This is a genomic window from Acidovorax sp. NN32, assembly GCF_057597245.1.
In genome coordinates, this window is the sequence record NZ_CP199679.1 from 2,071,220 (window position 1) to 2,096,973 (window position 25,754).

At 67.4% G+C, this 25,754-nt stretch carries 26 protein-coding genes; 23 read left to right on the forward strand and 3 right to left on the reverse strand.

Annotated elements, in window-relative coordinates; all coding sequences use genetic code 11:
- Nucleotides 1-85 precede the first annotated feature (85 nt).
- From ACT89O_RS09590 to cobT, 15 genes are all read left to right on the forward strand, one after another.
- Complete coding sequence (locus ACT89O_RS09590) at nt 86-1,444, forward strand: cobyrinic acid a,c-diamide synthase CobB (RefSeq protein WP_487262451.1); 1,359 nt, start codon at nt 86-88, stop codon at nt 1,442-1,444.
- On the forward strand, nt 1,441-2,028 hold the full coding sequence (locus ACT89O_RS09595; protein ID WP_487262452.1) for a bifunctional adenosylcobinamide kinase/adenosylcobinamide-phosphate guanylyltransferase: 588 nt from the start codon (nt 1,441-1,443) through the stop codon (nt 2,026-2,028). Before ACT89O_RS09590 ends, ACT89O_RS09595 begins: the two co-directional genes overlap by 4 nt.
- Nucleotides 2,028-2,930 carry an ABC transporter substrate-binding protein gene (locus tag ACT89O_RS09600; RefSeq protein ID WP_487262453.1) on the forward strand — a complete coding sequence of 301 codons (903 nt, stop codon included), beginning with the start codon at nt 2,028-2,030 and terminating at the stop codon, nt 2,928-2,930. Before ACT89O_RS09595 ends, ACT89O_RS09600 begins: the two co-directional genes overlap by 1 nt.
- On the forward strand, nt 2,927-3,961 hold the full coding sequence (locus ACT89O_RS09605; protein ID WP_487262454.1) for a FecCD family ABC transporter permease: 1,035 nt from the start codon (nt 2,927-2,929) through the stop codon (nt 3,959-3,961). Before ACT89O_RS09600 ends, ACT89O_RS09605 begins: the two co-directional genes overlap by 4 nt.
- Nucleotides 3,958-4,776: an ABC transporter ATP-binding protein gene (locus ACT89O_RS09610; protein WP_487262455.1), complete on the forward strand. Its 819-nt coding sequence runs from the start codon at nt 3,958-3,960 to the stop codon at nt 4,774-4,776. Before ACT89O_RS09605 ends, ACT89O_RS09610 begins: the two co-directional genes overlap by 4 nt.
- The gene (locus tag ACT89O_RS09615; RefSeq protein WP_121419632.1) at nt 4,773-5,240 is read left to right on the forward strand and encodes a hypothetical protein; all 468 of its coding nucleotides are present in this window, start codon (nt 4,773-4,775) and stop codon (nt 5,238-5,240) included. The genes ACT89O_RS09610 and ACT89O_RS09615 overlap by 4 nt, the downstream gene beginning before the upstream one ends.
- Complete coding sequence (locus ACT89O_RS09620) at nt 5,237-5,623, forward strand: DUF2149 domain-containing protein (protein ID WP_487262456.1); 387 nt, start codon at nt 5,237-5,239, stop codon at nt 5,621-5,623. The genes ACT89O_RS09615 and ACT89O_RS09620 overlap by 4 nt, the downstream gene beginning before the upstream one ends.
- On the forward strand, nt 5,620-9,837 hold the full coding sequence (gene cobN, locus ACT89O_RS09625) for a cobaltochelatase subunit CobN (RefSeq protein ID WP_487262457.1): 4,218 nt from the start codon (nt 5,620-5,622) through the stop codon (nt 9,835-9,837). The genes ACT89O_RS09620 and cobN overlap by 4 nt, the downstream gene beginning before the upstream one ends.
- A gap of 29 nt (nt 9,838-9,866) precedes the next feature.
- A complete protein-coding gene (gene cobO / locus ACT89O_RS09630) occupies nt 9,867-10,436 on the forward strand; it encodes a cob(I)yrinic acid a,c-diamide adenosyltransferase (protein WP_487262458.1) in 570 nt (189 codons plus the stop codon).
- A 58-nt stretch (nt 10,437-10,494) separates the two neighbouring features.
- Nucleotides 10,495-11,451, forward strand: a complete 957-nt coding sequence (gene cbiB / locus ACT89O_RS09635) for an adenosylcobinamide-phosphate synthase CbiB (RefSeq protein WP_487262838.1) — start codon at nt 10,495-10,497, stop codon at nt 11,449-11,451.
- Between the two features lie 65 nt (nt 11,452-11,516).
- Complete coding sequence (locus ACT89O_RS09640; RefSeq protein ID WP_487262839.1) at nt 11,517-12,515, forward strand: aminotransferase class I/II-fold pyridoxal phosphate-dependent enzyme; 999 nt, start codon at nt 11,517-11,519, stop codon at nt 12,513-12,515.
- The gene (locus tag ACT89O_RS09645; protein ID WP_487262459.1) at nt 12,512-13,306 is read left to right on the forward strand and encodes a HipA family kinase; all 795 of its coding nucleotides are present in this window, start codon (nt 12,512-12,514) and stop codon (nt 13,304-13,306) included. The genes ACT89O_RS09640 and ACT89O_RS09645 overlap by 4 nt, the downstream gene beginning before the upstream one ends.
- Nucleotides 13,293-13,685 carry a DUF3037 domain-containing protein gene (locus tag ACT89O_RS09650; RefSeq protein ID WP_176885536.1) on the forward strand — a complete coding sequence of 131 codons (393 nt, stop codon included), beginning with the start codon at nt 13,293-13,295 and terminating at the stop codon, nt 13,683-13,685. Before ACT89O_RS09645 ends, ACT89O_RS09650 begins: the two co-directional genes overlap by 14 nt.
- Before the next feature lie 35 nt (nt 13,686-13,720).
- The gene (locus ACT89O_RS09655) at nt 13,721-15,202 is read left to right on the forward strand and encodes a cobyric acid synthase (protein WP_487262840.1); all 1,482 of its coding nucleotides are present in this window, start codon (nt 13,721-13,723) and stop codon (nt 15,200-15,202) included.
- Between the two features lie 63 nt (nt 15,203-15,265).
- Nucleotides 15,266-16,336, forward strand: a complete 1,071-nt coding sequence (gene cobT, locus ACT89O_RS09660) for a nicotinate-nucleotide--dimethylbenzimidazole phosphoribosyltransferase (RefSeq protein ID WP_487262460.1) — start codon at nt 15,266-15,268, stop codon at nt 16,334-16,336.
- Nucleotides 16,337-16,361: 25 nt separating this feature from the next.
- On the opposite strand, the gene ACT89O_RS09665 is transcribed toward cobT, so the two are convergent.
- Complete coding sequence (locus tag ACT89O_RS09665; protein WP_487262841.1) at nt 16,362-17,471, reverse strand: GGDEF domain-containing protein; 1,110 nt, start codon at nt 17,469-17,471, stop codon at nt 16,362-16,364.
- Between the two features lie 284 nt (nt 17,472-17,755).
- Here ACT89O_RS09665 and ACT89O_RS09670 point away from each other — a divergent pair, with 284 nt between their 5' ends.
- From ACT89O_RS09670 to ACT89O_RS09705, 8 genes are all read left to right on the forward strand, one after another.
- Entirely contained in the window at nt 17,756-18,826 is a 1,071-nt protein-coding gene (locus tag ACT89O_RS09670; RefSeq protein ID WP_487262461.1) for an ABC transporter ATP-binding protein, read from the forward strand.
- 60 nt (nt 18,827-18,886) lie between these two features.
- Nucleotides 18,887-20,179: an ABC transporter substrate-binding protein gene (locus tag ACT89O_RS09675; protein ID WP_487262462.1), complete on the forward strand. Its 1,293-nt coding sequence runs from the start codon at nt 18,887-18,889 to the stop codon at nt 20,177-20,179.
- A gap of 181 nt (nt 20,180-20,360) precedes the next feature.
- Nucleotides 20,361-21,272 carry an ABC transporter permease gene (locus ACT89O_RS09680; protein WP_487262463.1) on the forward strand — a complete coding sequence of 304 codons (912 nt, stop codon included), beginning with the start codon at nt 20,361-20,363 and terminating at the stop codon, nt 21,270-21,272.
- A gap of 1 nt (nt 21,273) precedes the next feature.
- Nucleotides 21,274-22,161, forward strand: a complete 888-nt coding sequence (locus ACT89O_RS09685) for an ABC transporter permease (protein ID WP_487262464.1) — start codon at nt 21,274-21,276, stop codon at nt 22,159-22,161.
- A gap of 13 nt (nt 22,162-22,174) precedes the next feature.
- Entirely contained in the window at nt 22,175-22,936 is a 762-nt protein-coding gene (locus tag ACT89O_RS09690; protein WP_121506904.1) for a GntR family transcriptional regulator, read from the forward strand.
- A 16-nt stretch (nt 22,937-22,952) separates the two neighbouring features.
- A complete protein-coding gene (locus tag ACT89O_RS09695) occupies nt 22,953-23,699 on the forward strand; it encodes an aspartate/glutamate racemase family protein (protein WP_218299429.1) in 747 nt (248 codons plus the stop codon).
- Nucleotides 23,700-23,751: 52 nt separating this feature from the next.
- Nucleotides 23,752-23,976, forward strand: coding sequence for an AbrB/MazE/SpoVT family DNA-binding domain-containing protein (locus ACT89O_RS09700; RefSeq protein WP_056169497.1), 225 nt, complete (start codon nt 23,752-23,754; stop codon nt 23,974-23,976).
- Nucleotides 23,973-24,365, forward strand: coding sequence for a type II toxin-antitoxin system death-on-curing family toxin (locus ACT89O_RS09705; RefSeq protein ID WP_487262465.1), 393 nt, complete (start codon nt 23,973-23,975; stop codon nt 24,363-24,365). The genes ACT89O_RS09700 and ACT89O_RS09705 overlap by 4 nt, the downstream gene beginning before the upstream one ends.
- 89 nt (nt 24,366-24,454) lie before the next feature.
- On the opposite strand, the gene nth is transcribed toward ACT89O_RS09705, so the two are convergent.
- Nucleotides 24,455-25,093, reverse strand: a complete 639-nt coding sequence (gene nth / locus ACT89O_RS09710; protein WP_487262466.1) for an endonuclease III — start codon at nt 25,091-25,093, stop codon at nt 24,455-24,457.
- A gap of 88 nt (nt 25,094-25,181) precedes the next feature.
- Nucleotides 25,182-25,658 carry an AraC family transcriptional regulator gene (locus ACT89O_RS09715; protein WP_487262467.1) on the reverse strand — a complete coding sequence of 159 codons (477 nt, stop codon included), beginning with the start codon at nt 25,656-25,658 and terminating at the stop codon, nt 25,182-25,184.
- Nucleotides 25,659-25,754: the final 96 nt, after the last annotated feature.

Here is a 25,754-nt window from a genome sequence, read left to right on the forward strand (position 1 = left end):
TGGCGGAGCCAGTTCCACGGTGGCACTGGCTTGGGGCGCGCCAGTTTCGTCGGCCGCTGGGTGAGTACCGCACTGGGGGTGGGGTGTGACACGCTGTCCCGCGCTGCTGATTGCAGCCCCGGCCTCGGGACAAGGCAAGACCACCGTCACCGCCGCCCTGGCGCGCCTGCACACACGCCAGGGGCGGCGCGTGCGGGTTTTCAAGTGCGGGCCGGATTTTCTGGACCCGCACTGGCACCTGCTGGCCAGCGGGGCGCCAGTGCACCAGCTCGATTTGTGGATGAACGGTGAGGCCGACTGCGCGCAGCGACTGCACGACGCCGCCGTCGAGTCGGACCTGATCCTCATCGAAGGCGTGATGGGCCTGTTTGACGGCAGCCCCAGCGCGGCCGACCTGGCCCGGCACTTTGGTGTACCGGTGCTGGCGGTGGTCGATGCCTCGGCCATGGCGGGCACGTTTGGCGCGCTGGCCTATGGCCTGCGCCACTACCGGCCGGGCCTGCCCTGGGCGGGGGTGCTGGCCAACCGCGTAGGCAGCGCGCGCCATGCCGACATGTTGCGTGACGGCTTGCAAGATGCCGACGACTGGATGGGCGCGCTGATGCGGGTGCAGCCAGGCAATGCGCCTTTAGCCGCCAAGGCCGGTGCGGCGCTGCTGCCCGAGCGCCACCTGGGCCTGGTGGCCGCGCACGAGCTGGACGACAGCCTGCAGCGGCTGGACGCAGCGGCCGATGCGCTGGCTGCTACGCCGCTGGGCCAGATGACGCTGGAGGACCTGCAGCGCTGGGCCGTGGACTTTCCGGCGCCTGCATCCACGGTTGCCGTGCCTGCTTTGCTCGCAGGCCGTACGGTGGCCGTGGGGCGTGATGCGGCGTTCTGCTTCATCTACGCTGCCAACGTGCAATGCTTGGAGCAGATGGGCGCGAGCGTGGTGTTCTTCTCGCCCTTGCACGATGCGGTGCTGCCCGATTGCGACGCGGTGTGGCTGCCCGGCGGTTACCCCGAGCTGTACACCGCGAAGATCGCGGCCAACACCGGGATGCAAGCCAGCCTGCGCGCCCATGTGGCCGCAGGTAAACCGCTGTGGGCCGAGTGCGGCGGCATGATGGCGCTGTTTGAATCCATCACCCTGGCCGATGGCAGCACGGCCACTTTGTGGGGCCTGCTGCTCGGTCACGTCACCATGCAAAAGCGCCTGGCAGCGCTGGGGCCGCAGCAACTGACCGTGGCAGGACACACGTTGCGCGGCCACACCTTCCACTATTCGACCAGCGACAGCAGCGCCCCCGTGGTGGCCCGCACGGCGCGCCCGAACGAGGCGGTTGCGCGGGATGCTGGCGAGGCGCTGTACCAGCAGGGCAGCATCCACGCGAGCTATTTCCACGCATGGTTTCCGTCCAGCCCCGAAGCCGTGGCGCAACTGCTGGGGGGCGCATCGGTATGACCATCACCACCGAACTGATTCTGGGCGGCCAGAAAAGCGGCAAGTCCCGCCGCGCCGAGCTGCTGGCGCGCGACTGGCTGGCGCAATCGACCGACCACCGCGCCGTGCTGATCGCCACGGGGCAAGCCTGGGACGACGAGATGCGCGAGCGCATCGCCCGCCACCAGCGCGATCGTGCCGAGCGCGTGCCCGGCCTGCAGACGGTGGAAGAGCCGCACGACGTGGCCGCAGCCCTCACGCGGCTCAGCACGCCGCACACCCTGCTGGTGGTGGACTGCCTCACGCTGTGGCTCACCCACTGGACCATGCCCCTGGGCGCAGAGGCGATGAATTTTGAGCAAAAACAGGCTCTTGCGCGCGACTGGAAGGCGCAGGCTGCTATGTTTTTGGAAGCGGTTCGGAAATCCCCTGGCCCCGTTGTTCTGGTGGGCAACGAAATTGGCCTGGGGGTTATCCCGATGGGGCGCGAGGTGCGCGCTTTTGTGGATGCACTCGGCACGCTCAACCAGCAGGTGGCGCAGGTGTGCCCCCGCGTGACGCTCATGGCGGCTGGCCTGCCGCTTACCTTGAAAGAACCTCGCTGATGAAACCCACCCCCGTGCGCCGCATCCTCTGGGTGATCGCAATCGTGATTGCGCTGGGCCTGCTCATGGCTGGCCTGGCGCGTGCACAGCCCGTGCACATCAAGGACGACAAGGGCCGCGAGGTCTCGCTGCCCCGTCCGCCGCAGCGCATCGTGAGTCTGCTGCCCTCTTTGACCGAAAGTGTGTGCGAGCTGGAGCAATGCCACCGGATCGTGGGGGTGGACCGCTATTCCAACTGGCCGGAGGCCGTGATTGCCAAGCTGCCCAAGGTGGGCGGCGGGCTGGACCCGAGCATCGAGGCCATCGTAGCGCTCAAGCCGGACCTGGTGCTCATGTCCGTCAGCTCGCGTGCCAGCGACCGGCTGGAGGCGCTGGGCCTCACGGTGGTGCAGCTCGAGCCCAAGACCCACGCTGACGTGCGCCGCGTACTGGGCACCGTGAGCGACCTGCTGGGCGTGCCTCGCGCACAAGGCTCTGACCGCCTCTGGCGGGTGATCGATGCGGGCGTGCTGGCGGCGGCGCAGTCCCTGCCACCCAAGGCCAAAAATGCGCGCGTGTACTTCGAGGTGAGCCGGGGGCCCTATGCGGCGGGCGAGGCGTCGTTCATCGGCGAATCGCTCACCCGGCTGGGGGTGCGCAATGTGGTGCCCGCATCGCTGGGCCCGTTTCCGCGCCTGAACCCCGAGTTCGTCGTGCGCGCCAACCCCGACATCATCATGATCGGCAACCGCAGCATGCAGGCTATGGTGCCGTACCCCGGCTGGGCCACCATGCGCGCAATCCGCGAGAACCGGCTGTGCGTGTTTGGTCCTGGCGACTCCGATGTGGTGGTGCGCCCTGGGCCGCGCATGGCCGAAGCCGCGCGCATCATGGCACGCTGCCTGGTGGAAAAGGCCCCATGACCGGCGCTTCCATCGGTGTGCCCACCAGTTCCGCCACCCGCCGCGCCGCTTGGTGCGCTGCCTGGTTGCTGCTGGCCAGCGCCTTGCTGGCCCTGTGTGGCGCCAGCGTGGGCAGCACGGGTTTTGACAGCGTGCTGCGCATGCACGGCGACCCCGTGGCTTGGCAGATCGTGTGGGACATCCGCCTGCCGCGCACGCTGGGTGCGTGGCTGGCGGGTGCGCTGCTGGGCCTGTCGGGTGCGGTAGCGCAGGGGTTGTTTCGCAACCCACTGGCCGACCCGTACCTGCTGGGCAGCGCCTCGGGCGCAGCGCTGGGCGGGGCTGTCGCCATGGCGCTCTTCGGGGTGTCACCGGTGGCGGCGCAGTGGATGGCCCGCATCGGCATCACGGGCATGGCATTTTTGGGCGCGGCGGGGGCGGTGGTTCTCACGCTGCTGCTCGCCAAGGGCGTGCAGCACACGCTGCGCTTGTTGCTTGCGGGGGTGATTGTGGGCGTGGTGCTGGGCGCGCTGCGTGACCTCGTGGAGCTGGCCTCGCCCGACATCCTGCAGGCCATGCAGGCCTTCACGCTGGGCAGCACGGCTTTTGTGGGCTGGGCGGCCTGCTTGCTCATGGCCGTGGCCTGGGCGCTGTGCTCGGTGGTTGCCTGGATGCTGGCACGTGCGCTGGACGGCCTCACGCTGGGCGAGGCCACGGCCGCCAGCCTGGGCCTGCCGCTCATGCCCATGCGTGTGGGGCTGGTGGCTGCCATGGCGCTGGCCACGGGCACGGCGGTGGCGCAGACGGGGCTCATCGCCTTTGTGGGGCTGGCGGCCCCGCACCTGGTGCGCTCCATCGTGCGCGTGACGCACGAACGGCACATCGTGCTCTCCAGCCTGATGGGCGCGGTGCTGCTCATGGCGGCCGACATCCTGGCGCGCTGGCTGCTGGCGCCGCAGGAGCTGCCCGTGGGCGTGCTCACGGCGGCGCTGGGCGGCACCTATCTGCTGTGGCTCATGCACCGGCGCACCTCGCAAGGGGGTGCACTATGAAATCAATAGCTATCAGTGCAAATGGAATAAGCGCCAGCATCGGGAATCGCTCGATATTGCAGGGCATTGACCTGCAATTGCCTGCCGGGCGCTGGACCAGCATCGTCGGCCCCAACGGCGCGGGCAAGTCCACCCTGCTCAAGGTGCTGGCGGGCCTGCTGTCGCGCGCCGCCGTGCAGGGCGAAGTGTTGCTGCTGGGCCGCCCGCTGGCGCAGATCCCCGCGCGCGAACGTGCCCGCCAGCTCGCCTGGCTGGGGCAGAACGAAGGCTCGGCCGACGACCTGACCAGTTATGACGTGGCCATGCTCGGCCGCCTGCCGCACCAGCCCTGGCTGGCCCCGCCAAGTGCTGGCGACCATGCCGCCGTCGAGCAGGCGCTGCGCACCACGCAGGCCTGGGACTGGCGCCACCGCCCGTTGTCGCAGCTGTCGGGTGGCGAACGCCAGCGCGTGCTGCTGGCCCGCGCCCTGGCGGTGCAGGCGCAGGTGCTGCTGATGGACGAGCCCCTGGCCAACCTCGACCCGCCGCACCAGACCGACTGGCTGCACACCATGCGCGCGCTGGTCGATGCGGGGGGCACGGTGGTCAGCGTGCTGCACGAGGTGTCGCTGGCGCTGCAGGCCGACGACATGGTGGTGATGGCACAGGGCTGCGTGCTGCACCAGGGCGCCTGTGATGCGCCCGATACCCACGCCGCGCTGGAGAGCGTGTTTGACCACCGCATCCACGTGCGGCATCTGGATGGCATGTGGATGGCGCTGCCCTCCCTGCAACGCAAGAACAACGATCAAGGAATGAAGGAAGTGCAAGCATGAACATCGAATCGGGTTTTTCGCAGGTCGCGCAATCGCTGCTGTGGCCGGTGCTGGTGCTGGTGGGGCTGGCGTTTGTCTACGCGCTGTGGGCAGGCGGCGCCACGCTGATGGAAGCCTGGCAGCGCTGGCGCCAGCCGCAGTACCGCTCGCTGCGCGTGGCTCCGGGTTTGTCGATGGAAGAGCTGGAGCTGCAACTGGTGCGCCAGGTGGAGCCCGTGCGCCTGCTCAGCCGCCTGTCGCCCATGTTGGGGCTGATCGCCACGATGATCCCGCTGGGCCCCGCGCTGCAGAGCGTGGCGGCGGGCAACGGCCAGCAGGCCCTCGCCGTGTTCAGCGGCGCCTTTGCGGGTGTGGTGCTGGCGCTGGCTGCCGCGTCGGTGGGCCTGGTGGTGTACTCGGTGCGCCGCCGCTGGCTGCTGGCCGAGCTGCTGGTGGTGCGCAAGGAGCGCGGGGTGGCGCAATGAGCTTGAAGCACCTGAATGTGCTGGCGGAGGACGACGACGACCCGATGCTGTCCGCCGTCAACCTGGTGGACGTGTTTCTGGTGCTGGTGGTGGCCCTTCTGACGGCCGTGGCCGTGCAGAGCCAGACCAGCGCCAACGAGAGTGTGACCATCATCCGCAACGCGGGCCAGCCTGACATGGAAGTGGTGGTGCGCGAGCAGGGCAAGGAAGTGCGCTTCAAGGGCGCGGGCAGCGCAGCGCAAGGGCAGGGCGTGCGCGCAGGCGTGGCCTACAAGCTGGAAGACGGCAATATCGTCTACATCCCTGAAACGGGCGCTGCTCCTGCCGGCGCTTCGGCCGGTGGCGCGGGTGGCGCCGCCACGCCGGCACCCGCCAAGCCATGAAGGCACTGATCTTGCGCGCGGCACTGTGGTGCCTGCTGCTGGCTGCGCCGCTGGTGCATGCCGTCCAGGCTGAGAAAGCCTTGGCAGCGGGCGGCGCCGATAAAACAGCGCCGGTGCTGCTCTGGCTCACGTCCGACATCACCACCGCCCCGCGCACGGCCATGGTGCAGCGTCTGGCCTCCGAGGCGGGTCTGGGCTTTGTGCACATCGACTACCCGTTGGGTGGCCCAGCGGTGCTGGACGCGGCACAGGCCCAGAAGCTGGAGCGCGCGCTGGCGGGCGCTGCGCTGGTGTGGGTGGATGCGCCACATGCCAGCGTGGAGGCACGCTTGCGCCGCATGGCGGGGGCGCAGCTCGATGCGCGTGCGGTGCGCACCCCTGGCCGCGTGGTCTGGGTGCCTGCGGGCACCCCCGCCGCTGACCTGACCGCGCTCGATGCGTCCGGCCACATGGTGGCCTACCTGCAGGCCGGCGGCCCGCGCAACCTGAAGAACGCCATCGCCCTGGCGCGCGCCACGGTGGCAGGTGTTGGGATGCCGACCTTGCCCGCGCCCGATATCCTGCCCCCCCGGGGCATCTACCACCCCGACGCGCCCCGCCTGCTGCCCAACGCCGCTGCGCTGGAGGCCTGGCGCCAGGGCCAGCCCGCACTGCGCGGCCTGCCCGCCGTGGCCGTGTTGATGCACCGCCACCATTTTGTGGATGGCAGTACCGAATGGCTCGATGCCTGGCTGCACACCTTCCGCCAGGAGGGCCTGTTCGCCTATGCGGCCTTTGGCCAGCAGGTCACGGCGCAGACCCTGGCCGAGGTGCTGGAGCTGCCCCCCGAAAGCGGCGCCGGCCCGGGCCGCCTGCATGCCTCTGCCCTGGTGCTGCACCAGCTCGTGCCTCAGGCCGCCGCGCTGCAGCCCTTGCTGGCCCGCTGGGGCGTGCCCCTGCTGGGCACGCAGCCTTACCGCGCGGGCGATGCCTCCGCGTGGGAGGCCAGCGACACGGGCCTGTCGCTGTCCGATGTGCCGTTCTACCTGGCGCAGCCCGAAGCGGCCGGTGCCATCGACCCCATCCTGGTGGCAGCCCACGGCGCCGAGGGCCGGGACTTCCGCCTCATCGAACGACAGGCCCAGGCCGTGGCGGCCAAGGCGCGGCGGCTGATCGCACTGCAGACCAAACCCGCCGCCGACAAGCGCCTGGTGGCCATGGTCTACAACTACCCGCCGGGTGGCACCAACTTTGGCGCCTCGTTCCTCAACGTGCCGCGCAGCCTGGAACAGGTCTCTGGCGGCCTGGCCCAGGCGGGCTACCGTACTGAGCGTGTGCCCGAGCAGGGCTGGATTGATGGGCTCAAACCGCTGCTCGCCGCCTACTACCCCGGCGCCGATGTGCGCGCGCTGCTGCAAAACGGCCAGGCCGCCGCGCTGCCACTGGCGCGTTATGAGCAGCACTTGGCCACGCTGCCGAAGGCCGTGCGCGAGCGCATGAACGCGCACTGGGGCACTCCCGCAAAGAGCCGCTACGTGGTCGAGTGGCAGGGCGAAAAGGTGTTCGTCATCCCGCGCCTGCAGGTGGGCAAACTCTCGGTATTGCCCCAGCCCCCGCGCGAAGAAACACTGCGCCTGGGCCAGAACCCGTTCATGCACAAGTCCAAGGCGCCGCTGTCGCACCACTACCTGGCCGTGTACCTGTGGGCGCAGCTGGAGGCCGATGCGCTCATCCACTTCGGCACCCATGGCACGCAGGAATGGGCCGGTGGCAAGGCGCGTGCGCTGGATGTGCACGACGACGCGCTGCTGCCCCTGGGCGATCTGCCCGTGGTCTATCCCTACATCGTGGACAACCTGGGCGAGGCCCTCACGGCCAAGCGCCGGGGCCGCGCCGTGCTGGTGAGCCACCGCACGCCCGTGTTCGCCCCGGCAGGTTTCGAGGCCCGCATGGCCCACATGCACGAGGTGATGCACGAATGGGAAACCGTGGACGAAGGCCCCACGCGCCGCGCGCTCGAAAAGCAGCTGGTGGCGCAGTTTGTAGAACACCAGCTGCACCGCGACCTGGGCTGGAGCGCCGAGCGCATAGCGGCCGACTTCCACGGCTTTTTGGAAATCCTGCACCCCTACCTGGACCAGCTCGCGCAAAGCTCGCAGCCCAAGGGCCTGGCCGTGTTCGGCCGCGTGCCCGCGCCCGAGCAGCGGCGCGAGACCATCCTGCAGGCGCTGCGCAAGCCGCTGATCGAGGCGCTGGGTGAGGACATCGATGAGGCCTTTCTCATCAAGCACGACGCGGTGCTGGCTGCACGCCCTGCGCGCTGGCTGGAAGTGGCCTTGAAGGATGCGCAGGCCGCCAGCGTGCTGGACCTGCGCCCCGTGCTGCCTGACGCACCGCCAGCACAGGACGGCTTGGTGCGCGCCGAAGACCATGTGCCCAACCGCGCCGCGCGCAAACCCATCGACACGCCCGCGCTGCTGCAGCTGGCCCAGCGCGCGCAGGAGCTGGAGCGCCTGCTGGCCACGGAGGGCGAGCTGCCCGGCATGCTGGCTGCGCTGGAAGGTCGCTACCTGCCCGCTGCGTACGGCGGCGACCCCATCCGCAACCCCGACAGCCTGCCCACAGGCCGCAACCTCACGGGGCTGGACCCGAGCCGCCTGCCCACACGCCAGGCCTATGCCGTGGCGCAGACGCTATTCAACGACTGGTTCAAGGACTACCAGGCGCGCCATGGCGGCCAGGCGCCAGAGCGCATGGCGCTGTCGCTGTGGGCGGGTGAAACGCTGCGCCACCAGGGCATCATGGAAGCCCAGGCGCTGGTGGCGCTGGGCGTGCGCCCGGTGTGGGATGACTCGGGCCGCCCGGTGCGCGTCGAGACCATTGCCGCAGAAGAGCTCAAACGCCCGCGCGTCGATGTGCTCATGAGCATCACCGGCTCGTACCGCGACCAGTTTCCCGCGCTGATGGCGCTGCTCGACCGCGCGGTGGCCCAGGCCGCCACGGCCGAGCCCGGCAATGTGATCGCACGCAATACCGCGCAGATCGGCCAGGAGCTGCGCAAGCAGGGCGTGCCCCGCGCGCAGGCCGAGCAACTGGCGCGCGTGCGCTCGTTCGGCAATGCGGTGGGCGACTATGGAACCGGCCTGTCGGACGCGGTGCAAAGCGACGGCTTGCAAACCAACGATGCGCGCCTGGGCCAGATGTTCCTCGAACGCATGAGCCAGCCTTATCTGGAGGGCGAACCGGTGACGGGCGTGGCGGGCGGTGTGGCGGCTCAGGCATTGGGTGCCCACCTGCGCCGCACTGATGCCGCCATCCTGTCGCGCAGCTCGCACCTGTATGCCATGGTCAGCTCGGACGACCCGTTCCAGTACCTGGGCGGCCTGTCGGCGGCCGCCCGCGTGGCCGGGCGAGCACAGGGGCTGGAGCTGCATGTGGCCCAGCTGCAGGATGCAGGCGAGCCCACCACCGAGACTGCGCAGCGCGCCATTGCGCTGGAGATGCAGTCGCGCTACCTGCACCCGGGCTGGCTCCAGGCGCAGAAGGCCGAGGGCTATTCGGGCACGCTGCAGGTGCTCAAGGCCGTGCAGTTCGCCTGGGGCTGGCAGGCCGTGGCGCCCGACACGGTGCGCAGCGATCATTGGCAAAGCTTTTATGACGTGCTGGTGCGCGACAAGCACCAGCTGGGCCTGCCCGAGTGGCTCAAAGAGCATCCGCAGGCCTATGCCCAGTCGCTGGAGCGCCTGGTGCAGGCCCAGCGCCAGGGCTATTGGCAGGCCGATGCCGACACGCAAAAACAACTGGCGCAGATGTACCAGGAGCTGACGCGTGCCGCGCCGCTGGCGGCCGAGCTGCCCAGCGTGCGCCGCTGGGTGGAGCGAGCGGCGCGTGGTGAGTCCGTAGAGCTGACCCCGCCTGCTGGCATGGCCATTGCCGCGCCGCAGTCGCCAGCCCTGGCAGCGCCACAGCCTGCGCCCCCCGCCGCTGACCTGCCCGCGCCGCCCGCCCAGGCAGAAGCACCACCTTCTGCGCCCGCCGTGCCTACCATGGGCGTGTTGCTGGAGCGGCAGCCGGAGCCAGCCCCTTCTGACAGCGCCACCGAACCCAGCCCCGTGGAGCGCATGGCCGGCATCGTGGCCCTGCTGGTCATGGCCCTGGTGGCGATGGCGGGTGCCGCGTGGCAGGCGCGCCGTCCGTCCTCGCTGTCTTCCCCGTTGCAACCGGCCGGCGTTTGATGCCCGGTCTCTCTGAAAGAATCGACACCATGCAGATCGAAACCCCGCCCACCGAAAAACGCTACGAAAAACCCGAGGGCGAACGCCGGGGCCTTGTCATCGTCAACACCGGCGACGGCAAGGGCAAAAGCACGGCCGCCTTTGGCCTGGCGCTGCGCGCCCATGGCCGGGGCAAGGCTGTGAAGATCTTCCAGTTCATGAAGGTGCCCACGGCGCGCTTTGGCGAGCACCGCATGTTCGAGCAGATTGGTCTGCCCATCGAGGGGCTGGGCGACGGCTTCAGCTGGAAGAGCAAAGACCTGGAGCACTCGGCCCAGCTCGCGCTCGACGGCTGGGAAAAGGCGCGCGCCGCCATCCTGTCGGGCGAGCATTTTCTGGTGGTGCTGGACGAGATCACCTACCCGCTGATCTACGGCTGGCTGCCGCTCGACGGCGTGTTGCAGACCCTGCGCGATCGGCCCAAGGACGTGCACGTGTGCCTCACCGGCCGCCGCTGCCCCCCCGAGATCATCGAGCTGGCCGACACCGTGACCGAGATGCAGCTGATCAAGCACGCGTTCAAGGCGGGCATTCCCGCGCAGCGCGGCATTGAAGATTAGTGAGGCCGCCGTGTCTGACCACTGGCTTTTGTTGCTCACACCCGCCGGGGGCTGGCCCATGGTGGCGGTGTGGATCGGCGTGCCGCTGCTGGCGCTGGCGGTGGACTGGTGGCTGGGCGAGCCGCCCGCTGCCTGGCACCCGGTGGTCTGGATGGGGCGGGCGCTGCAGTGGTGGGGTGAGCGCCTGGCGCCCCGGATGCCAGTGGCCCGAGATTTCAAGCTATTTTGGCGCGCAGCGCTTGTCTGGTGTGCGCTGGCTGCTATTGTTTTTATACTCGGTTGGGCGGCGCAGAAGCTGGTGCTGATGCTGCACGGTTTTGTGGCGGCCGCGTTGCTGGCACTGCTGCTCAAGCCCCTGCTGGCCTGGCGCATGCTGCACGATGAAGTGCTGGCGGTGGAGGTGGCGCTAGGCCAATCGCTGCCCGCCGGGCGTGCGCAGCTGGCCCGGCTGGTGAGCCGGGATGTGAGCGCACTCACTGCCGTGCAGGTGCGCGAGTCGGCTATCGAATCGCTGGCAGAAAATCTCAACGACTCGGTCGTGGCACCGCTGTTCTGGTTTGCTCTGCTGGGATTGCCGGGCGCTGCGCTGTACCGCTTTGCCAACACGGCCGACGCCATGTGGGGCTACCCCGGCATGCGCGGCGGGCGGTACTGGCAATGGGCGGGCAAGTGGGCGGCGCGGGCGGACGACGTGCTGTCGTGGGTGCCTGCACGCATCACCGCCTTGTTGTTGGCGGTGGTCGCCAAGGGCCTGCCTTTTTCCATTCTGGCCCGCCAGGCGCGCAAGACGCCATCGCCCAACAGCGGCTGGCCCATGGCGGCCATGGCACTGGCGTTGAACGTGCGCCTGGCCAAGCCGGGTGTGTACACGCTGCACAGCAAGGGCCACCGGGCTGGGCCACTCGATACGCGTCGTGCCGCGCGCCTGGGCACTCAGGTGGTGCTGGCGATGGTGCCGGTGGCGGCCGCCCTTCAGCTGCTGGTCCTGGTTGCCTTTGCCTGGGTGCATGCATGACATTCCCAGGTCCTTTTTGCTTGCCTGTGCAATTGCATGGTGGGCCGGACGCTGCGGGCATCCCGGTGTTTGATTTTTCGACCAACAGCAACGCCTGCGGGCCCTGCCCGGAGGCGCTGCACGCCCTCCAGTCGGCCGATGCCACGCGCTACCCCGACCCGGCCTACACGGCCCTGCGCGAGGCCCTCGGCGCCTTCCATTGCGTGGTGCCGGGGCGCATCGTGCTGGCTGCGAGTGCCAGCGAGTTCATCCACCGCATCACCGCGCTGGCCGCACAGCAGGGCGCCGTGCAGGTGGCGGTGCCGCCGCACAGCTATGGCGACTATGCCCAGGCTGCGCAGGTGCGGGGGCTGGATGTGCTGCGCAGCGGCGGTGCTGCGGCGGGTTTGCAATGGGCGTGCGAGCCGTCGAGCCCTTTGGGGCAAGAAGATCCCGCGCTGGGCGCTTGGCGGCCGGGCGATGCTGCTGCCTGGCGTGTGCTCGACTGCGCGTATGTCCCACTGAGGTTGGACCCCGAGGGCGCATGGACGGGCGCACCGCAGCCGTACCTGCCATCGGCCTGCTGGCAGCTCTGGACCCCCAACAAGGCCCTGGGGCTGACGGGCGTGCGCGCGGCCTATGCGATTGCGCCGCCAGACTCTGAAGGGCAGGCGCTGGGCCTGACGGCCCTGGCGTCTTCCTGGCCTGTGGGCGCCCACGGCGTGGCACTGCTGCAGGCGTGGACGCAGGCCACCGTGCAGCAATGGCTGGTGCACAGCCTGCGCACCCTGCGCGACTGGAAGGCGCGCCAGCAGACGCTGTGCACCGATCTGGGCTGGGCCTTGCACGCAGGCAGCCTGGCCAACTATTTCTGCGCGCAGCCCGCCACCAACACGTTGCAAAGCGATCTGGCCGCGCTGCGAGCCAGCGGCATCAAGCTGCGGGATGCGACGTCGTTCGGCCTCCCCGGCACCGTGCGCCTGGGGGTGCTGGCGCCCGCGGCACAAGATGCGCTGCAGGCCGCATGGCAGGCGCTGCCGGGCCGTACCATCCCGCATTCCATCGGATCGAGGGAGACCTTGTGAGAACCATCACCGTCAATCGCTACGTCACGCCGCTGCGTGAAGGTGGCTCCATGCCCGCCATCGTCGAAGGCGACGACCTGGGCACCTACGTGCTCAAGTTCCGGGGCGCAGGGCAGGGCGTGCGCGCCCTGCTGGCTGAAATGATCGCGGGTGGCATCGCCCGTGCGCTGGGCCTGCCCGTGCCCGACATCGTGCTGGCCCTGCTCGACCCCGCCCTGGCGCAGACCGAGCCCGACCCGGAGATCCAGGACCTGGTGCGCGCCAGCGGTGGCCTGAACGTGGGGCTGGATTACCTGTCGGGCGCGCTCAATTTCGACCCGGCGGTGGATGTCGTGTCGGATGATTTTGCCTCGCGCCTCGTGTGGTTCGATGCCTTGGTGGGCAATGTGGACCGCACTGCGCGCAACACCAATCTGCTGATGTGGCACCGCCAGCCCTGGCTCATCGACCACGGTGCGGCGCTGACCTTTCACCACGCCTGGAACGGCACGGTGGCCCTGCCCGCCAAACCTTTTGCGCCCATTGCCGACCATGTGCTGCTGGCCCGGGCCACGCTGCTCGCGCAGGTGGATGCCGAGCTGGCCGCGCGCCTCACGCCCGAGGTGGTGGCGGGCATCCTGGCCGAGGTGCCCGACGAGTTTTTGGTGCTGGCCGGTGCAGATCACGAAGAAGGCCTGCTGACCGCTGCCGCCACCCATCGCCAGGCCTATGTGGACTACTTCTGCGCCCGCCTGGCCGGGCGCGCCACCTGGGTGAATGCACTGAAGGAGGCCGTCGATGCACGCGCCTGAGGTGTATGACTACGCCATCGTGCGCGTGGTACCGCGTGTGGAGCGCGAAGAGTTCATCAACGCAGGCGTGATCCTGTCGTGCCAGCGCACCGGCTTTCTGCAGGCTGCCATCGCGCTCGATGAAGCGCGCCTGCTGGCCATGGATCCGCACGCCGACATCGACACCGTGCGCCGCCACCTGTCCGCCATCGTGGCCATCTGTGCGGGCGACGAAGGCTGTGGCCCCATTGCGCGCCTGCCGTACCGCCAGCGCTTTCACTGGCTCACCGCCAAACGCAGCGCCATCATCCAGACCTCTCCCGTGCACACGGGCCGTTGCACCGATGCGGCCGCAGCACTTGAACACATCATGGACCGCATGGTCCGCCCACTGCCTTGACTGAAAACTCTGCTCCCCAATTGGCCCGTTGCGTGATGGTGCTGGGCACCACCAGCGGCGCCGGCAAAAGCTGGCTCACCACGGCGCTGTGCCGCTATTACAGCAACCTGGGCCTCAAGGTGGCGCCGTTCAAGGCGCAGAACATGAGCAACAACGCGCGTGTGGTGCCCGGCCCTGCGGGTGTGATGGGCGAAATCGGCAGTGCCCAGTATTTCCAGGCCCTCGCAGCCCGCACCGAACCCGAGGTGCGCATGAACCCGTTGCTGCTCAAGCCCGAGGCCGACACGCACAGCCAGGTCGTGCTGATGGGCCAGGTGAGCGCCGAGCTGACCGCCATGCCCTGGCGCGGCCGCAGCGAAAAGGTGTGGCCGCAGATCGCTGCTGCGCTGGATGCACTGCGCGCTGAAAACGATGTGGTCGTGATCGAAGGTGCAGGCTCGCCCGCAGAGATCAATCTGCACGCGAGTGACATCGTCAACATGCGCGTGGCCCGCCATGCCAACGCGCGCTGCCTGCTGGTGACCGACATCGACCGGGGCGGCGCGTTTGCCCACCTGTACGGCACCTGGGCACTGCTGCCCGAGGACGAGCGCGCGCTGATCCATGGCTTTGTGCTCAACAAGTTTCGCGGTGATGCCAGCCTGCTGGCCCCTGCGCCGCAGATGCTGCAAGACCTGACCGGCGTGCCCACTGTGGCCACCATCCCCATGCAATGGCGCCACGGCCTGCCCGAGGAAGACGGCGTGTTCGATGACCGCACGTTGTCAGCGGGCGCGGTGCACACCACGGTGGCCGTCATCGCCTACCCCCGCATCAGCAACCTCGACGAGTTCCAGCCGCTCAAGAACGTGCCCGGCGTGCGCCTGCTGTGGGCGCGCAGCCCGGCCGACCTGGGCGGGTTGAAGCCCACCGATTGGGTGGTGTTGCCCGGCTCCAAGGCCACCGCCGCCGACCTAGCCTGGCTGCGCGCGCAAGGGCTGGACCAGGCTGTTGCCCATCACGCGGAGCAGGGCGGCACGGTGCTGGGCGTGTGTGGCGGCCTGCAGATGCTGGGCGAGGCGCTGATTGACACCGCAGGTATCGACGGCAATGCGCCGGGCCTGGGCCTGCTGCCGCTGGTCACCACCTTCGAGGTTGCCAAGACCGTGCAACGCACCCAGGCGCAGTTTGGCGCGGTGTGGGGTGCCTGGGCCGCGCTGGCGGGTGTGTCCGCCACAGGCTACGAAATCCACCACGGACAAACCGCCCAGCACCCGGCCATGGCTGCCAAGGGCGATGTGGCGCGCGAGGTTATCCCCGGCATCGCTTGGCAGAACCCGGCGGGCAACGTGCTGGGCGTGTACCTGCATGGCTTGCTGGAAGACCCCGCTGCGCTGCAGGCCCTGTTTGGCCGCGTGGGTGCGGCGCCCGTGCCCACGCTCGATGCGGTGTTTGAAGGGCTGGCCCGCATGGCGGACGCCAGCTTTGCGCCCGGTGCGCTGCGGGCGTTGATCGCCCCAGATCCGGCCACCGCCTGAGTGCAGTTGCCCACGGCCTTCAGCCCTTCCTGTTTCCTTTTTCATTCTGTTGTCTCACACACCATGCACTCCCTGGCCCAGTTCACCGTCCCCGCCATCGCCGATATTTCCGACGCTCCGTTGACCGCCCGTCTGCAGCACCTGCTCGACAACAAGACCAAACCACTCGGTTCACTGGGTCGGCTGGAGTCGCTGGCCCTGCGCATCGGCCAGGTGCTGGGCACCGAGGCCCCCGCGCTGCTGCAGCCGCAAATGCTGGTGTGCGCGGGCGACCATGGCCTGGCGGCCAAGGGGGTGTCGGCCTTCCCCAGTGACGTGACTTGGCAGATGGTGGAGAACTTTCTGGCCGGTGGCGCTGCCGTGAGCGTGCTGGCTCGCCAACACGGCCTGGCCCTCACCGTGGTGGACTGCGGCGTGGCCAAGCCCATCGCGCCGCGCGATACCGCCCCGGGAGCGCCCCAGTTGCTGCTGCGCAAGGTGGCGCCCGGCACGGCCGACGCATCGGTCGGCCCAGCCATGACTGCGGAGCAATGCGCTCAAGCGATCACTAACGGTATAGAGGTGGTGCGCGCCTTGCCCGGCAATGCGCTGCTGCTCGGCGAGATGGGCATTGCCAACACCTCGGTCGCATCGCTGCTGCTGGCGCGCCTGGCGGGCCTGCCCCTGGCGGACGTCACGGGCGCTGGCACGGGCCTGGATGCTGCAGGCATCGAGCGCAAACGCGCCGTGTTGCAGCAGGCGCTGGACGCGAATGCCGAGGCCACCACGCCGCTGGCCGCATTGGCCGCGCTGGGCGGCTATGAGGTGGCCACGCTGGTGGGCGCTGTGTTGCAGGCAGCGCTTGAGCGGCGCGTGATTGTGGTGGATGGCTTTATCACCAGCGCTGCCGTGCTGGTAGCCAGCCGTCTGCAGCCTGCGGTGCTGCAGCGCTGCGTGTTTGCGCACCGCTCGGGCGAGCGCGGCCACAGCCTCATGCTGGCGCAAATGCAGGCCGAACCGCTGCTGGACCTGGGCCTGCGCCTGGGCGAGGGTTCGGGCGCTGCGTTGGCGTGGCCGCTGTTGCAGTCCGCCTGCGCGGTGCTGGCGGAAATGGCGAGCTTTGAATCGGCCGGTGTGGCCACGCAGACGGCTTGAACCTGCTGGACTTCCCTGCGTCGTATCAAGCGATGCAGGTCCGGTTGCGCCCCTCGTTCTTGGCGCGGTACAGCGCCGCATCGGCACGCGACAGCATGGCATCCAGCGTTTCGTGGGGGCCGGTCCAGCTGGTCAGCCCGATGCTGACCTCGCAGTCCAGGGGATGGCCGGCGGACAGCGTGGCGTGGATGCGCTGGGCCACGCCCTGGGCGGCGGCAGTGTCTGCGTCGGGTAGCAGCACCAGAAACTCCTCGCCGCCGTAGCGCCCTAGCCGGTCCGCGCGGCGCAGCACCTGGCGGGTGCATTCTGCAAAATGCACCAGCACCGCATCGCCATGCTGGTGGCCTCGGGTGTCGTTCACGGCCTTGAAGTTGTCCAGGTCCACCATCATGATGGACGGCCCGTTGCCGTAGCGCTGTGCGCGCTCCAGCTCTTCATCGCAGCGCTGCAGCAGCGCTCGGCGGTTCAGGGTGTTGGTAAGGGAGTCGTGGGTGGCCAGGTGTTCCAGCTCGGTACGCAGGCGGTCTGTGGCCATGAGCACCGCGCCGATGGACAGCATGAGCACTGTGATCACATAGGCCCCGATGTACAGCGTCTGGAACAGCGAAGGCTCCATCAGGTCGGCACCGGCATTCCCGGTCACGATCGAGATCAGCCGCACGGCCAGCACCGCCATGTGCAGGGCCAGCACCACCTCCACCAGCCGCACGGGGAAGTTGCGCCCACCGTGGCGCAGCATGAAGCGCATCTGTGCGATGTAGATCACCTCCATGACCACCGTGAAGAAGCCGACCCGCATGGCGTAGTTGGGCGCCCAGTAAGTGAGCACGATGAACACCAGGGTGGTGCCCACCATCAGCCAGTTCCAGGGCCGCCAGACGGTTGGCTGCCCCATGAAGCTGCGCGTGCCCATGTAGTAGGTGACGGTGCCCAGCACCAGCAGTTGGTTGGCGAGCACCAGGCTGAGCCAGTCTGGGATGAGCCCGCGCGCGCCGAACAGCACGGTGGACACCAGCCACAGCAGCGGCGCTGCGGCCCAGGCGCCCACGCCGCGGATGGAAGGCGGGTAGTAGCGCCGCATGAACAGCAGCACGATGGCCATGATGGCGGACATGAAGCCCGCCATGGCAATCATCGAGCGTGGGTCGAGGTTCATGCGGCGAGCGCGGAAGGGCTGTACGTAAGAAATTGTTTCTTGATGCCGAGGCCAGTATAGCCACGCACCTGCGTGCGGACGTAGGGTGATTTACTAAATCCCGCAGTGCACCGTGTGCACCATAACGAGCTGCGTCTGGGCCTACTGTGGTGCACAAGCGCTTTGGTGCAGGTGTGGCCGCGCACAGTGGTGGTGCATTTTGTATGCAAAACAAATAAAACATTGTGTACAAAGTTGGCACAGGCTTTGCGTACGGCAAGTTCATGCAAAGCCTCACCCCCGAGCAGACTCCGGCCGCCATCGAGATCGTCGCCCTCACCAAACGCTACGCCCAGGGCAAGCCGGCGGTGGATGCGATCAACCTGCGCATTGCCAGCGGGAGCTACTGCTGCCTGCTGGGCCCCTCGGGCTGCGGCAAGAGCACCACGCTGCGCATGATCGCAGGGCATGAGTCGGTGACCAGCGGAGACATCCTGCTGGAGAACCGCAACATCACTGACCTGCCCGCCGCCGCGCGCGGCACGGCCATGATGTTCCAGAGCTTTGCGCTGTTCCCGCACCTGTCTGCGCTGGACAACGTGGCTTTCAGCCTCAAGATGAAGGGCGTAGCCAAGGCCGAGCGCCAGGCCAAGGCGCGTGACCTGCTGGAGCGCGTCGCGATGGGCCACCTGGCCGAGCGAAAGCCCGCCGAACTCTCTGGCGGGCAGCAGCAGCGCGTAGCGCTGGCGCGGGCCCTCATCACCCAGCCGCGTGTCTTGCTGCTGGACGAACCTTTGTCGGCACTCGACCCCTTCCTGCGCATCCAGATGCGCGCCGAGCTGCGTCGCTGGCAGAAGGAACTGGGCCTGACGTTTATCCATGTGACCCACAGCCAGGAAGAAGCCATGGCCCTGGCCGACACCATGGTGGTGATGAACCACGGCGTGATCGAGCAAGTGGGCAGCCCGCATGAGGTCTACAACCGGCCCGCCAGCGAATTCGTGGCGCGCTTCATGGGGGGGCACAACGTGATCGACACGCCCGAAGGCAAGGTGGGCGTGCGCACCGACCACCTGCAGATTGCCCCCGCCAGTGCCGAATTGCCCGGGGGTGCCCAGCGCATGCAGGCCGTGGTGACCGACGTGGAGTACCAGGGCACCTATGTGCTGCTGGGCTTGCAAAAGCAGGGCGTGGCCCTGTCGGCCAACGCCACGGCGGCGTATTCGGTGATGGTGTCCGAGGCCGCCTTTGCCGCGCAGCCCTACCAGGTGAGGCAGGGCGTGCAACTGCACTGGACGCTTGACCAGGCGCACCCGCTGTCTGTGCCCGCTCCCGCAATGGCCGTAGCCGCCTGACCGCGTCGCCACGCTCCTCTTTTTTCACCCGTCCCCTTCCGCAACCCAAGGAGTTTTCCCATGTCCGATGCTTCCCGTGCTGATTCCCCTGTTGTTGTCCCTGAAGCCACTGGTGTGGCGCGCCGCTCGCTGCTCAAGGGCACGGCGGGCATCCTGGCCGCTGGCATGTTCCCGGCCGTGCATGCGCAAGAGAAGATCGTGCTGCGCTACTTGGGCACGGCGGTGAACCAGGACAAGGCGATTGCCGAGAAGTTCAAGGCCGACACCGGCATCGAGATCCAGTACGTGGCCGTGACCACGGACGACGTGACCAAGCGCGCCGTCACCGCGCCCAACAGCTTTGACCTGATCGACACCGAGTACTTCTCGCTCAAGAAGATCGTGCCCACGGGCAACCTCAAGGGCATCGATACCAAGAAGATCAAGAACGCCGACAAGATCACCACGCTGTTCACCACCGGCATGGTGGCGGGCAAGGCCGTGGGCGACCAGGGCACCGCGCCCAAGAAAGTGATCTACCTGGAAGGCGAGAAGTCCAAGAAGTTCGCGACTGCGCCCACGCAGTTCATGAGCCTGATCCCCACCGTGTACAACGCCGACACCCTGGGCATCCGCCCCGACCTGATCAAGCGCCCCATCAACTCCTGGGCCGAGCTGCTCAACCCCGAGTTCAAGGGCAAGACCGCGATTTTGAACATCCCCTCCATCGGCATCATGGACGCCGCCATGGTGGTTGAGGCCATGGGCATCTACAAGTACCCCGACAAGGGCAACATGACCAAGAAGGAGATTGATCTCACGATCAAGACCCTGATCGAAGCCAAGAAGCAGGGCCAGTTCCGTGCGCTGTGGAAGGACTTCAACGAGTCGGTGAACCTGATGGCTTCGGGCGAAGTGGTGATCCAGTCGATGTGGAGCCCGGCCGTCACCGCCGTGCGCACCAAGGGCATCGCCTGCAACTTCCAGCCCCTGAAGGAAGGCTACCGCGCCTGGGCCGCAGGCTTTGGCCTGCCCTCCACGCTGAGTGGCCGCAAGCTCGATGGCGCGTACGAGTTCATCAACTGGTTCCTCGACGGCTGGGCCGGTGCCTACCTGAACCGCCAGGGCTACTACAGCGCCGTGCTGGAGACCGCCAAGTCCAAGATGGAAGCCTACGAGTGGGCCTACTGGATGGAAGGCAAGCCCGCCACGCAGGACATCAAGAGCCCCAATGGCGATGTGCTGGCCAAGGCCGGTGCAGTGCGCGACGGCGGCAGTTATGAGTCGCGCATGGGCGGCATCGCTTGCTGGAACGCGTTGATGGACGAGAACAACTACATGGTGCAGAAGTGGAATGAATTCGTTGCTGCATAAGGAGTGCACCCCCTGAGGCGCTGCGCGCCTTCACCCCTCTCTCGACCCGCTGTGCGGGTCGGGAGGGGGACGCTCCCGGCGCGGCGGGGCGGCCCTTGCGCGGGAGCACTGGCATTGGGCCGCGACGGTTTCAACAGCCGGCTGCGAAGCACAGCCCGCTAGATATTTGATTGCAAACACCATGAGCACGACCACACAGTCCTTACCTGCTGCAGCTGTCCCCGGCCGCAGCATTGCCGCCTGGTGGCAGGCCGCGCCGTTCACGCTGGTGTTCGCACTGTTCTTCCTGGTGCCGCTGGCGCTGATCGTGATGGTCAGCTTCTGGGACTTCAACGAATACGAGCTGTTGCCGGGCTTCACGTTCAAGAACTACGTGTCGATCTTCGCGGGCTGTGGCGATGCGTCAGACGGCCTGTGTGTCACGCTCAAGACGTATTGGTCCACGCTCAAGTTCAGTTTTCTGGTGTGGCTGATCACGCTGGTGATCGGCTTCACCGTGGCCTATTTTTTGGCCTTCCATGTGCGCTCTTCGGGCATGCAGACGCTGCTGTTCGTGCTGTGCACCATTCCGTTCTGGACGTCGAATGTGATCCGCATGATCTCGTGGGTGCCGCTGCTGGGGCGCAACGGTTTGGTGAACCAAACCTTGATGGGCATGAACCTCATCGAGACACCTGTGGAGTGGCTGCTGTTCTCGGACTTCTCGGTGGTGCTGGCCTTTGTGCACCTGTACACCATGTTCATGATCGTGCCCATCTTCAACAGCATGATGCGCATCGACCGCAGCCTCATCGAGGCGGCCAGCGACAGTGGCGCGAGTGGCTGGCAGACGCTGTGGAACGTGATCGTGCCGCTCTCGCGCACCGGCATCATCATCGGCTCGATCTTTGTGATCACCATCGTCATGGGCGATTTCGTGACAATCGGCGTGATGGGCGGGCAGCAGATCGCATCGATTGGCAAGATCATCCAGGTGCAGACGTCCTACCTGCAGTTCCCGCTGGCGGCGGCCAATGCCGTGATCCTGCTGGCCGTGGTGCTGATGATCATCTGGGGCCTCACGCGCCTCGTCGATATCCGCAAGGAGCTGTGAGATGAAAGTGCACGATTCCCGCCCCGCCAGCTTCTGGCCCCTGGCCATCTTCTTTGCGCTGTTCGTGCTGTTCATGTACGGGCCCATGTTCGTCATCTTCATCCTGAGCTTCCAGGGGCCTGAAGGTGGGCTCACGTTTCCTATGCGCGGCGTGTCGTTGCACTGGTTCACCAAGCTGGCCGAGGGCCTGGGCGTGGTGGACATCGGTGCGGCGCTGTGGCGCTCACTGGGTCTGGGTGTGGCGGTGATGCTGTGCACCGTGGTGTTGTCGGTGCTGGCCGGGCTGGCGTTTCGCAAGCGGCTGGCGGGCGGCAACACGCTGTTCTTCATCGTGGTGGCCAGCCTCATCATGCCGTCCATCATCGTGTCGCTGGGCATCGGGCTGGAGTTCCGGCTTATCGACAACGGCATCAAGGCGGCCCTTGAATGGCTGGGCATGGAGAGTGCGCTGGAGGGCTACGGCACGTCGCTGGGCCTGTTCACCTCGGCCCTGGGCGCGCACCTGACCTGGACGCTGCCGTTTGGCCTGCTCATCATGTTTGCGGTGTTCAACCGCTTCAACCCTGCGTACGAAGAAGCCGCACGCGACCTGGGCGCCACGCCCTGGCAGGGCTTTGCGCATGTGGTGCTGCCGCTGATCGCTCCCTCGGTCGTGGGCATTGGCATGTTCGGCTTCACGCTCAGCTGGGACGAGATCGCCCGCACCTCGCAGGCCATTGGCGACGTGAACACGCTGCCGCTGGAGCTGCAGGGCCTCACCAGCACAGTGACCACTCCCTCCATCTACGCACTGGGAACGCTGACCACCGTGGTCTCCTTCGTTGTCATGGGTATCACGCTGGCGCTGGTGTGGGCCTTGGGCCGCAGGCGCAAGGGCCGTTCGGGGTAAAAACGGCGCCCTTATGACAACCACCCTCCCCAAGCCCCGACGCGCGCGCGCTGCGGTCACCGAACCGCCCGTGCAGCCCGACACGACAGGCCAGCTCAGCGACAACGACATGTACGACCGCATGATCTCGGCCATCCTCGACCACCGCCTGCCACCCGGCACCAAGCTGGTGGAGGACAAGCTGGCGGCGGCCTTTGGCGTGTCGCGCACACGCGTGCGGCCCGTGCTGGTGCGGCTGGCCAACGAACAGGTCGTCACGCTCACACCCAACCGGGGCGCATCGATAGCGCAGCCCACGCCGCAAGAGGCGCTGGAAGTGTTCGAGGCCCGCCGCCTGCTCGAGCCGCGTCTGGTGGAGCTGTTCATCGCCAACGCCACCGATGCCGACATCGCCGCACTGCGCACCTGCATCGACGACGAAGAGGCCGCGCGCGCCAGCGGTGACATGCGTCGTGCGATCCGCCTGTCGGGTGATTTCCACCTGCACATCGCGCAGGCCGCAGGGCACCAGACGCTGGGCCGTATCCTGCGCGAGCTGGTCTCGCGCACCTCGCTCATCCTCATGACTTACAGCCCCAGCCACGCGCGAGAGCGCGAGGAGGCTACCGCCTGCGGCTGCCGCGAGCACCGTGCGTTGATTGATGCGATCCGCCTGCGCGATGCGCGCGAGGCCGCGCGCCTCATGCTCAAGCATTTGGCGCGCATTGAAACGCAGCTGGAGTTCACGCCACCGGCTGCCGACACGCCCGACCTGGCACAACTGCTGGGCGCCTGAATCCTGCCACCTTGTTATGCGCCAACTGCTCGTCATCAACCCCAATACATCGGCCAGCGTCAGCGCCTTGCTTCAGCGGCATGTGCAGGCTGCAGCGGGCTTGCATGTAGCGGTGCGCACGGCCACGGCGCGTTTCGGCGCCCCCTACATCGCCTGCGAGGCCAGCTATGCAGTGGCGGCCCACGCCGCGCTGGATGCCTGGGCGAATGAACTGTCACAACACCAGCCGCAGCCTGATGCCGTGCTGATAGGCTGTTTTGGCGACCCGGGCCTGATGGCACTGCGCGAAAGCAGCCCCGTGCCTGTGACTGGGCTGGCCGAAGCGTCTTTCATCGAAGCCGCTCGCCACGGGCGCTATGCCATCGTTACGGGCGGCGAGCGCTGGGGGCCCATGCTGCAGCGCCTGGCACAGGCGCTGGGCCACGCGCACGCGCTGGCTGGAATCCACACCGTGGCACCCACCGGCGCTCAGCTGGCGGCCGACCCCGAAGCCGCCCGCACGCTGCTCGCCCAGGCCTGCCGCGACGTGGTGCGGCAAATGGGTGTGCAGGCCGTCATCCTGGGCGGGGCGGGGCTGGCCGGCATGGCTGCTCTGGTGCAGCCGCAGGTGACGGTACCGGTGATCGATAGTGTGGTGGCTGGTGCCACCTGGGCGCTGCGTGCGCACCCCGTGCCTCCAGAGCGCAAAGTGCCTGGATTCGATGTGGCGTGGGCGGGGGTGTCGGGGGAGATGACAGCGCTGGGAGTGGCCGGGGTGGTTTGACGCGGGGTGGTAGAAAGTCTAGTATTACGTTTGTAATTACTCGGGGTTTCCCATGCACACTCTCAAACTCACCCAGGTGGGCAACTCTGTCGGCGCGATTTTCCCAAAGGAACTGCTGGCGCGGTTGCAGCTGGAAAAGGGCGACGAGCTGTATGTGACGGAATCGCCTGACGGTTTGCGGATCACCACCCATAACCCCGAATTTGAAGCGCAGATGCGCGTGGCGCGCGAGATTATGAAAGAGCGCCGGGCCGTACTGCACGAGCTGGCCAAATGAGCGAATGGGTCTGGCTGAACCGCGCCGTCATCATTGCCATCCACGAAGTGCAACTGGCCGAACATGGGGGCGGGACAGGCGTTCGCGATCCAGGCTTGCTGGATTCGGCCCTGGGCAAGCCGCAGCAGCTGAACAACTATGGCGAGCCGCCGCCTGATGCAGCCGCGCTGGCAGCCTCGTATGGCTATGGAATTTCGCGCAACCATCCGTTTATTGATGGAAACAAGCGAACGGGCTATGTGTCTGCCGAATTGTTTCTGCGGCTCAATGGCTGGCGCCTCACCGCCGACGATGCATCGTGCGTGGTCACCATGCTCGCTGTTGCCGCTGGCGATATCACCGAAGAGGCCTTCGCCGCCTGGCTGCGGGCACATGCCGTCGCTTGCTAACGGAGATTTCAAGCATTTTCCGCCCTAGCGCTTGACCAATAAGCGCTAGTTGCTATAAAAACAGAAGCAATTTACCTGGTTCGCTCAACTCAAGGCGCCAACGTCTTCGGCTGGTAGTCGCAATACCTGCTCACCGCACACTCCCAGCAGCGCGGCTTGCGTGCCTGGCACACGTAGCGGCCGTGCAGGATGAGCCAGTGGTGCGAATCCACCGCATAGGCGGCGGGCACGCGCTTCATCAGCTGCAGTTCCACCGCCAGCGGGTTCTTGCCGGGCGCGAGGCCCGTGCGGTTGCTTACGCGAAAGATGTGCGTATCGACCGCCATGGTCGGCTCGCCGAAGGCCACGTTCAGCACCACATTGGCCGTCTTGCGGCCCACACCGGGCAGGGCTTCCAGGGCTTCGCGCGTGCGCGGCACCTGGCCCCCATGCTGCTCCACCAGGATGCGGCAGGTCTCCATCAGGTTCTTGGCCTTGGTGCGGTACAGGCCGATGGTCTTGACATAGCCCTCCAGTCGCTCAAGCCCCAGGTCCAGGATGGCCTGCGGCGTGCCCGCTACCGGGAACAGCTTGCGCGTGGCCTTGTTCACGCCCACGTCCGTGGCCTGGGCCGACAGCAGCACGGCAGCCAGCAGCTCGAACGGCGTCGTGTATTCGAGCTCCGTGTTGGGCATGGGGTTGGCGGCCTTCAAGGTGGCAAAGAAAGGCTCGATGTCAGACGTCTTCATGGGGGGCGGGGTGGGTTGTTTATGTACTGCGGCATGCGGGGCTGCGCCCGCGCCTGCATCGTTTTCGCGAGGGTTAGAACGAACTGCCTCAGTGGGTGCGCTGCACCGCCAGGCACAGCCAGCAGGGGAACGCGCCCGTAGCGGGGTTGACGGCAAAGTCTTCGTCGTAGACCTCGATGGCGGGCCGGAGGGCAGCTTCCCAGCCTGCGGGGATCTGGCCTGGGGCCATCATGCTGGCCCAGGCTGCGCCAATCTCCGGCCCGGTACCGACGAAACGCAGGCAGGCGTAATCGCCACCGGCAAAGTCCTGGATCATGGCCTCCGTGCCGGTGCGCAGCCCCACGCCCACTTGCACGCAGGCGTCGTAGCGGCATTGCGCGGGCGGGGTGCATGCGGGGTTGTCCAGGCTGATGCCGTAGTACTTGGGGCGTGGCTCGCTCAAACGATTTGCTTCGCACCAGCGGCCGAACCGCTCCCAAAGTTGCGTGAGCGAAGGGCCATAAGGGCCTGTCTGGCGCATATAGGCAAGGCGCATGCGGGGCAACTGACGGATTTCGAGGGGCATGGTTAGTCTCGGTGGTTGTGCGGTCGGCCAGGTTTTTGCCCCTGCAGTCTAAGCCGCAGGAAACCTGCACGCCAATTGGCGACAATGCGGAATCCT

Excerpts from the sequence above, each read along its gene's own strand:
- cobO (WP_487262458.1), top strand. The coding sequence starts at position 9,867 with ATGCAGATCGAAACCCCGCCCACCGAAAAACGCTACGAAAAACCCGAG.
- cobT (WP_487262460.1), top strand. The coding sequence starts at position 15,266 with ATGCACTCCCTGGCCCAGTTCACCGTCCCCGCCATCGCCGATATTTCC.
- ACT89O_RS09650 (WP_176885536.1), top strand. The coding sequence starts at position 13,293 with ATGCACGCGCCTGAGGTGTATGACTACGCCATCGTGCGCGTGGTACCG.
- nth (WP_487262466.1), bottom strand. The coding sequence starts at position 25,093 with ATGAAGACGTCTGACATCGAGCCTTTCTTTGCCACCTTGAAGGCCGCC.
- ACT89O_RS09665 (WP_487262841.1), bottom strand. The coding sequence starts at position 17,471 with ATGATTGCCATGGCGGGCTTCATGTCCGCCATCATGGCCATCGTGCTG.
- ACT89O_RS09680 (WP_487262463.1), top strand. The coding sequence starts at position 20,361 with ATGAGCACGACCACACAGTCCTTACCTGCTGCAGCTGTCCCCGGCCGC.
- ACT89O_RS09595 (WP_487262452.1), top strand. The coding sequence starts at position 1,441 with ATGACCATCACCACCGAACTGATTCTGGGCGGCCAGAAAAGCGGCAAG.
- ACT89O_RS09700 (WP_056169497.1), top strand. The coding sequence starts at position 23,752 with ATGCACACTCTCAAACTCACCCAGGTGGGCAACTCTGTCGGCGCGATT.
- ACT89O_RS09655 (WP_487262840.1), top strand. The coding sequence starts at position 13,721 with ATGGTGCTGGGCACCACCAGCGGCGCCGGCAAAAGCTGGCTCACCACG.
- ACT89O_RS09715 (WP_487262467.1), bottom strand. The coding sequence starts at position 25,658 with ATGCCCCTCGAAATCCGTCAGTTGCCCCGCATGCGCCTTGCCTATATG.
- ACT89O_RS09605 (WP_487262454.1), top strand. The coding sequence starts at position 2,927 with ATGACCGGCGCTTCCATCGGTGTGCCCACCAGTTCCGCCACCCGCCGC.
- cbiB (WP_487262838.1), top strand. The coding sequence starts at position 10,495 with ATGGTGGCGGTGTGGATCGGCGTGCCGCTGCTGGCGCTGGCGGTGGAC.
- cobN (WP_487262457.1), top strand. The coding sequence starts at position 5,620 with ATGAAGGCACTGATCTTGCGCGCGGCACTGTGGTGCCTGCTGCTGGCT.
- ACT89O_RS09705 (WP_487262465.1), top strand. The coding sequence starts at position 23,973 with ATGAGCGAATGGGTCTGGCTGAACCGCGCCGTCATCATTGCCATCCAC.
- ACT89O_RS09670 (WP_487262461.1), top strand. The coding sequence starts at position 17,756 with ATGCAAAGCCTCACCCCCGAGCAGACTCCGGCCGCCATCGAGATCGTC.
- ACT89O_RS09615 (WP_121419632.1), top strand. The coding sequence starts at position 4,773 with ATGAACATCGAATCGGGTTTTTCGCAGGTCGCGCAATCGCTGCTGTGG.
- ACT89O_RS09610 (WP_487262455.1), top strand. The coding sequence starts at position 3,958 with ATGAAATCAATAGCTATCAGTGCAAATGGAATAAGCGCCAGCATCGGG.
- ACT89O_RS09620 (WP_487262456.1), top strand. The coding sequence starts at position 5,237 with ATGAGCTTGAAGCACCTGAATGTGCTGGCGGAGGACGACGACGACCCG.
- ACT89O_RS09600 (WP_487262453.1), top strand. The coding sequence starts at position 2,028 with ATGAAACCCACCCCCGTGCGCCGCATCCTCTGGGTGATCGCAATCGTG.
- ACT89O_RS09685 (WP_487262464.1), top strand. The coding sequence starts at position 21,274 with ATGAAAGTGCACGATTCCCGCCCCGCCAGCTTCTGGCCCCTGGCCATC.
- ACT89O_RS09690 (WP_121506904.1), top strand. The coding sequence starts at position 22,175 with ATGACAACCACCCTCCCCAAGCCCCGACGCGCGCGCGCTGCGGTCACC.
- ACT89O_RS09675 (WP_487262462.1), top strand. The coding sequence starts at position 18,887 with ATGTCCGATGCTTCCCGTGCTGATTCCCCTGTTGTTGTCCCTGAAGCC.
- ACT89O_RS09695 (WP_218299429.1), top strand. The coding sequence starts at position 22,953 with ATGCGCCAACTGCTCGTCATCAACCCCAATACATCGGCCAGCGTCAGC.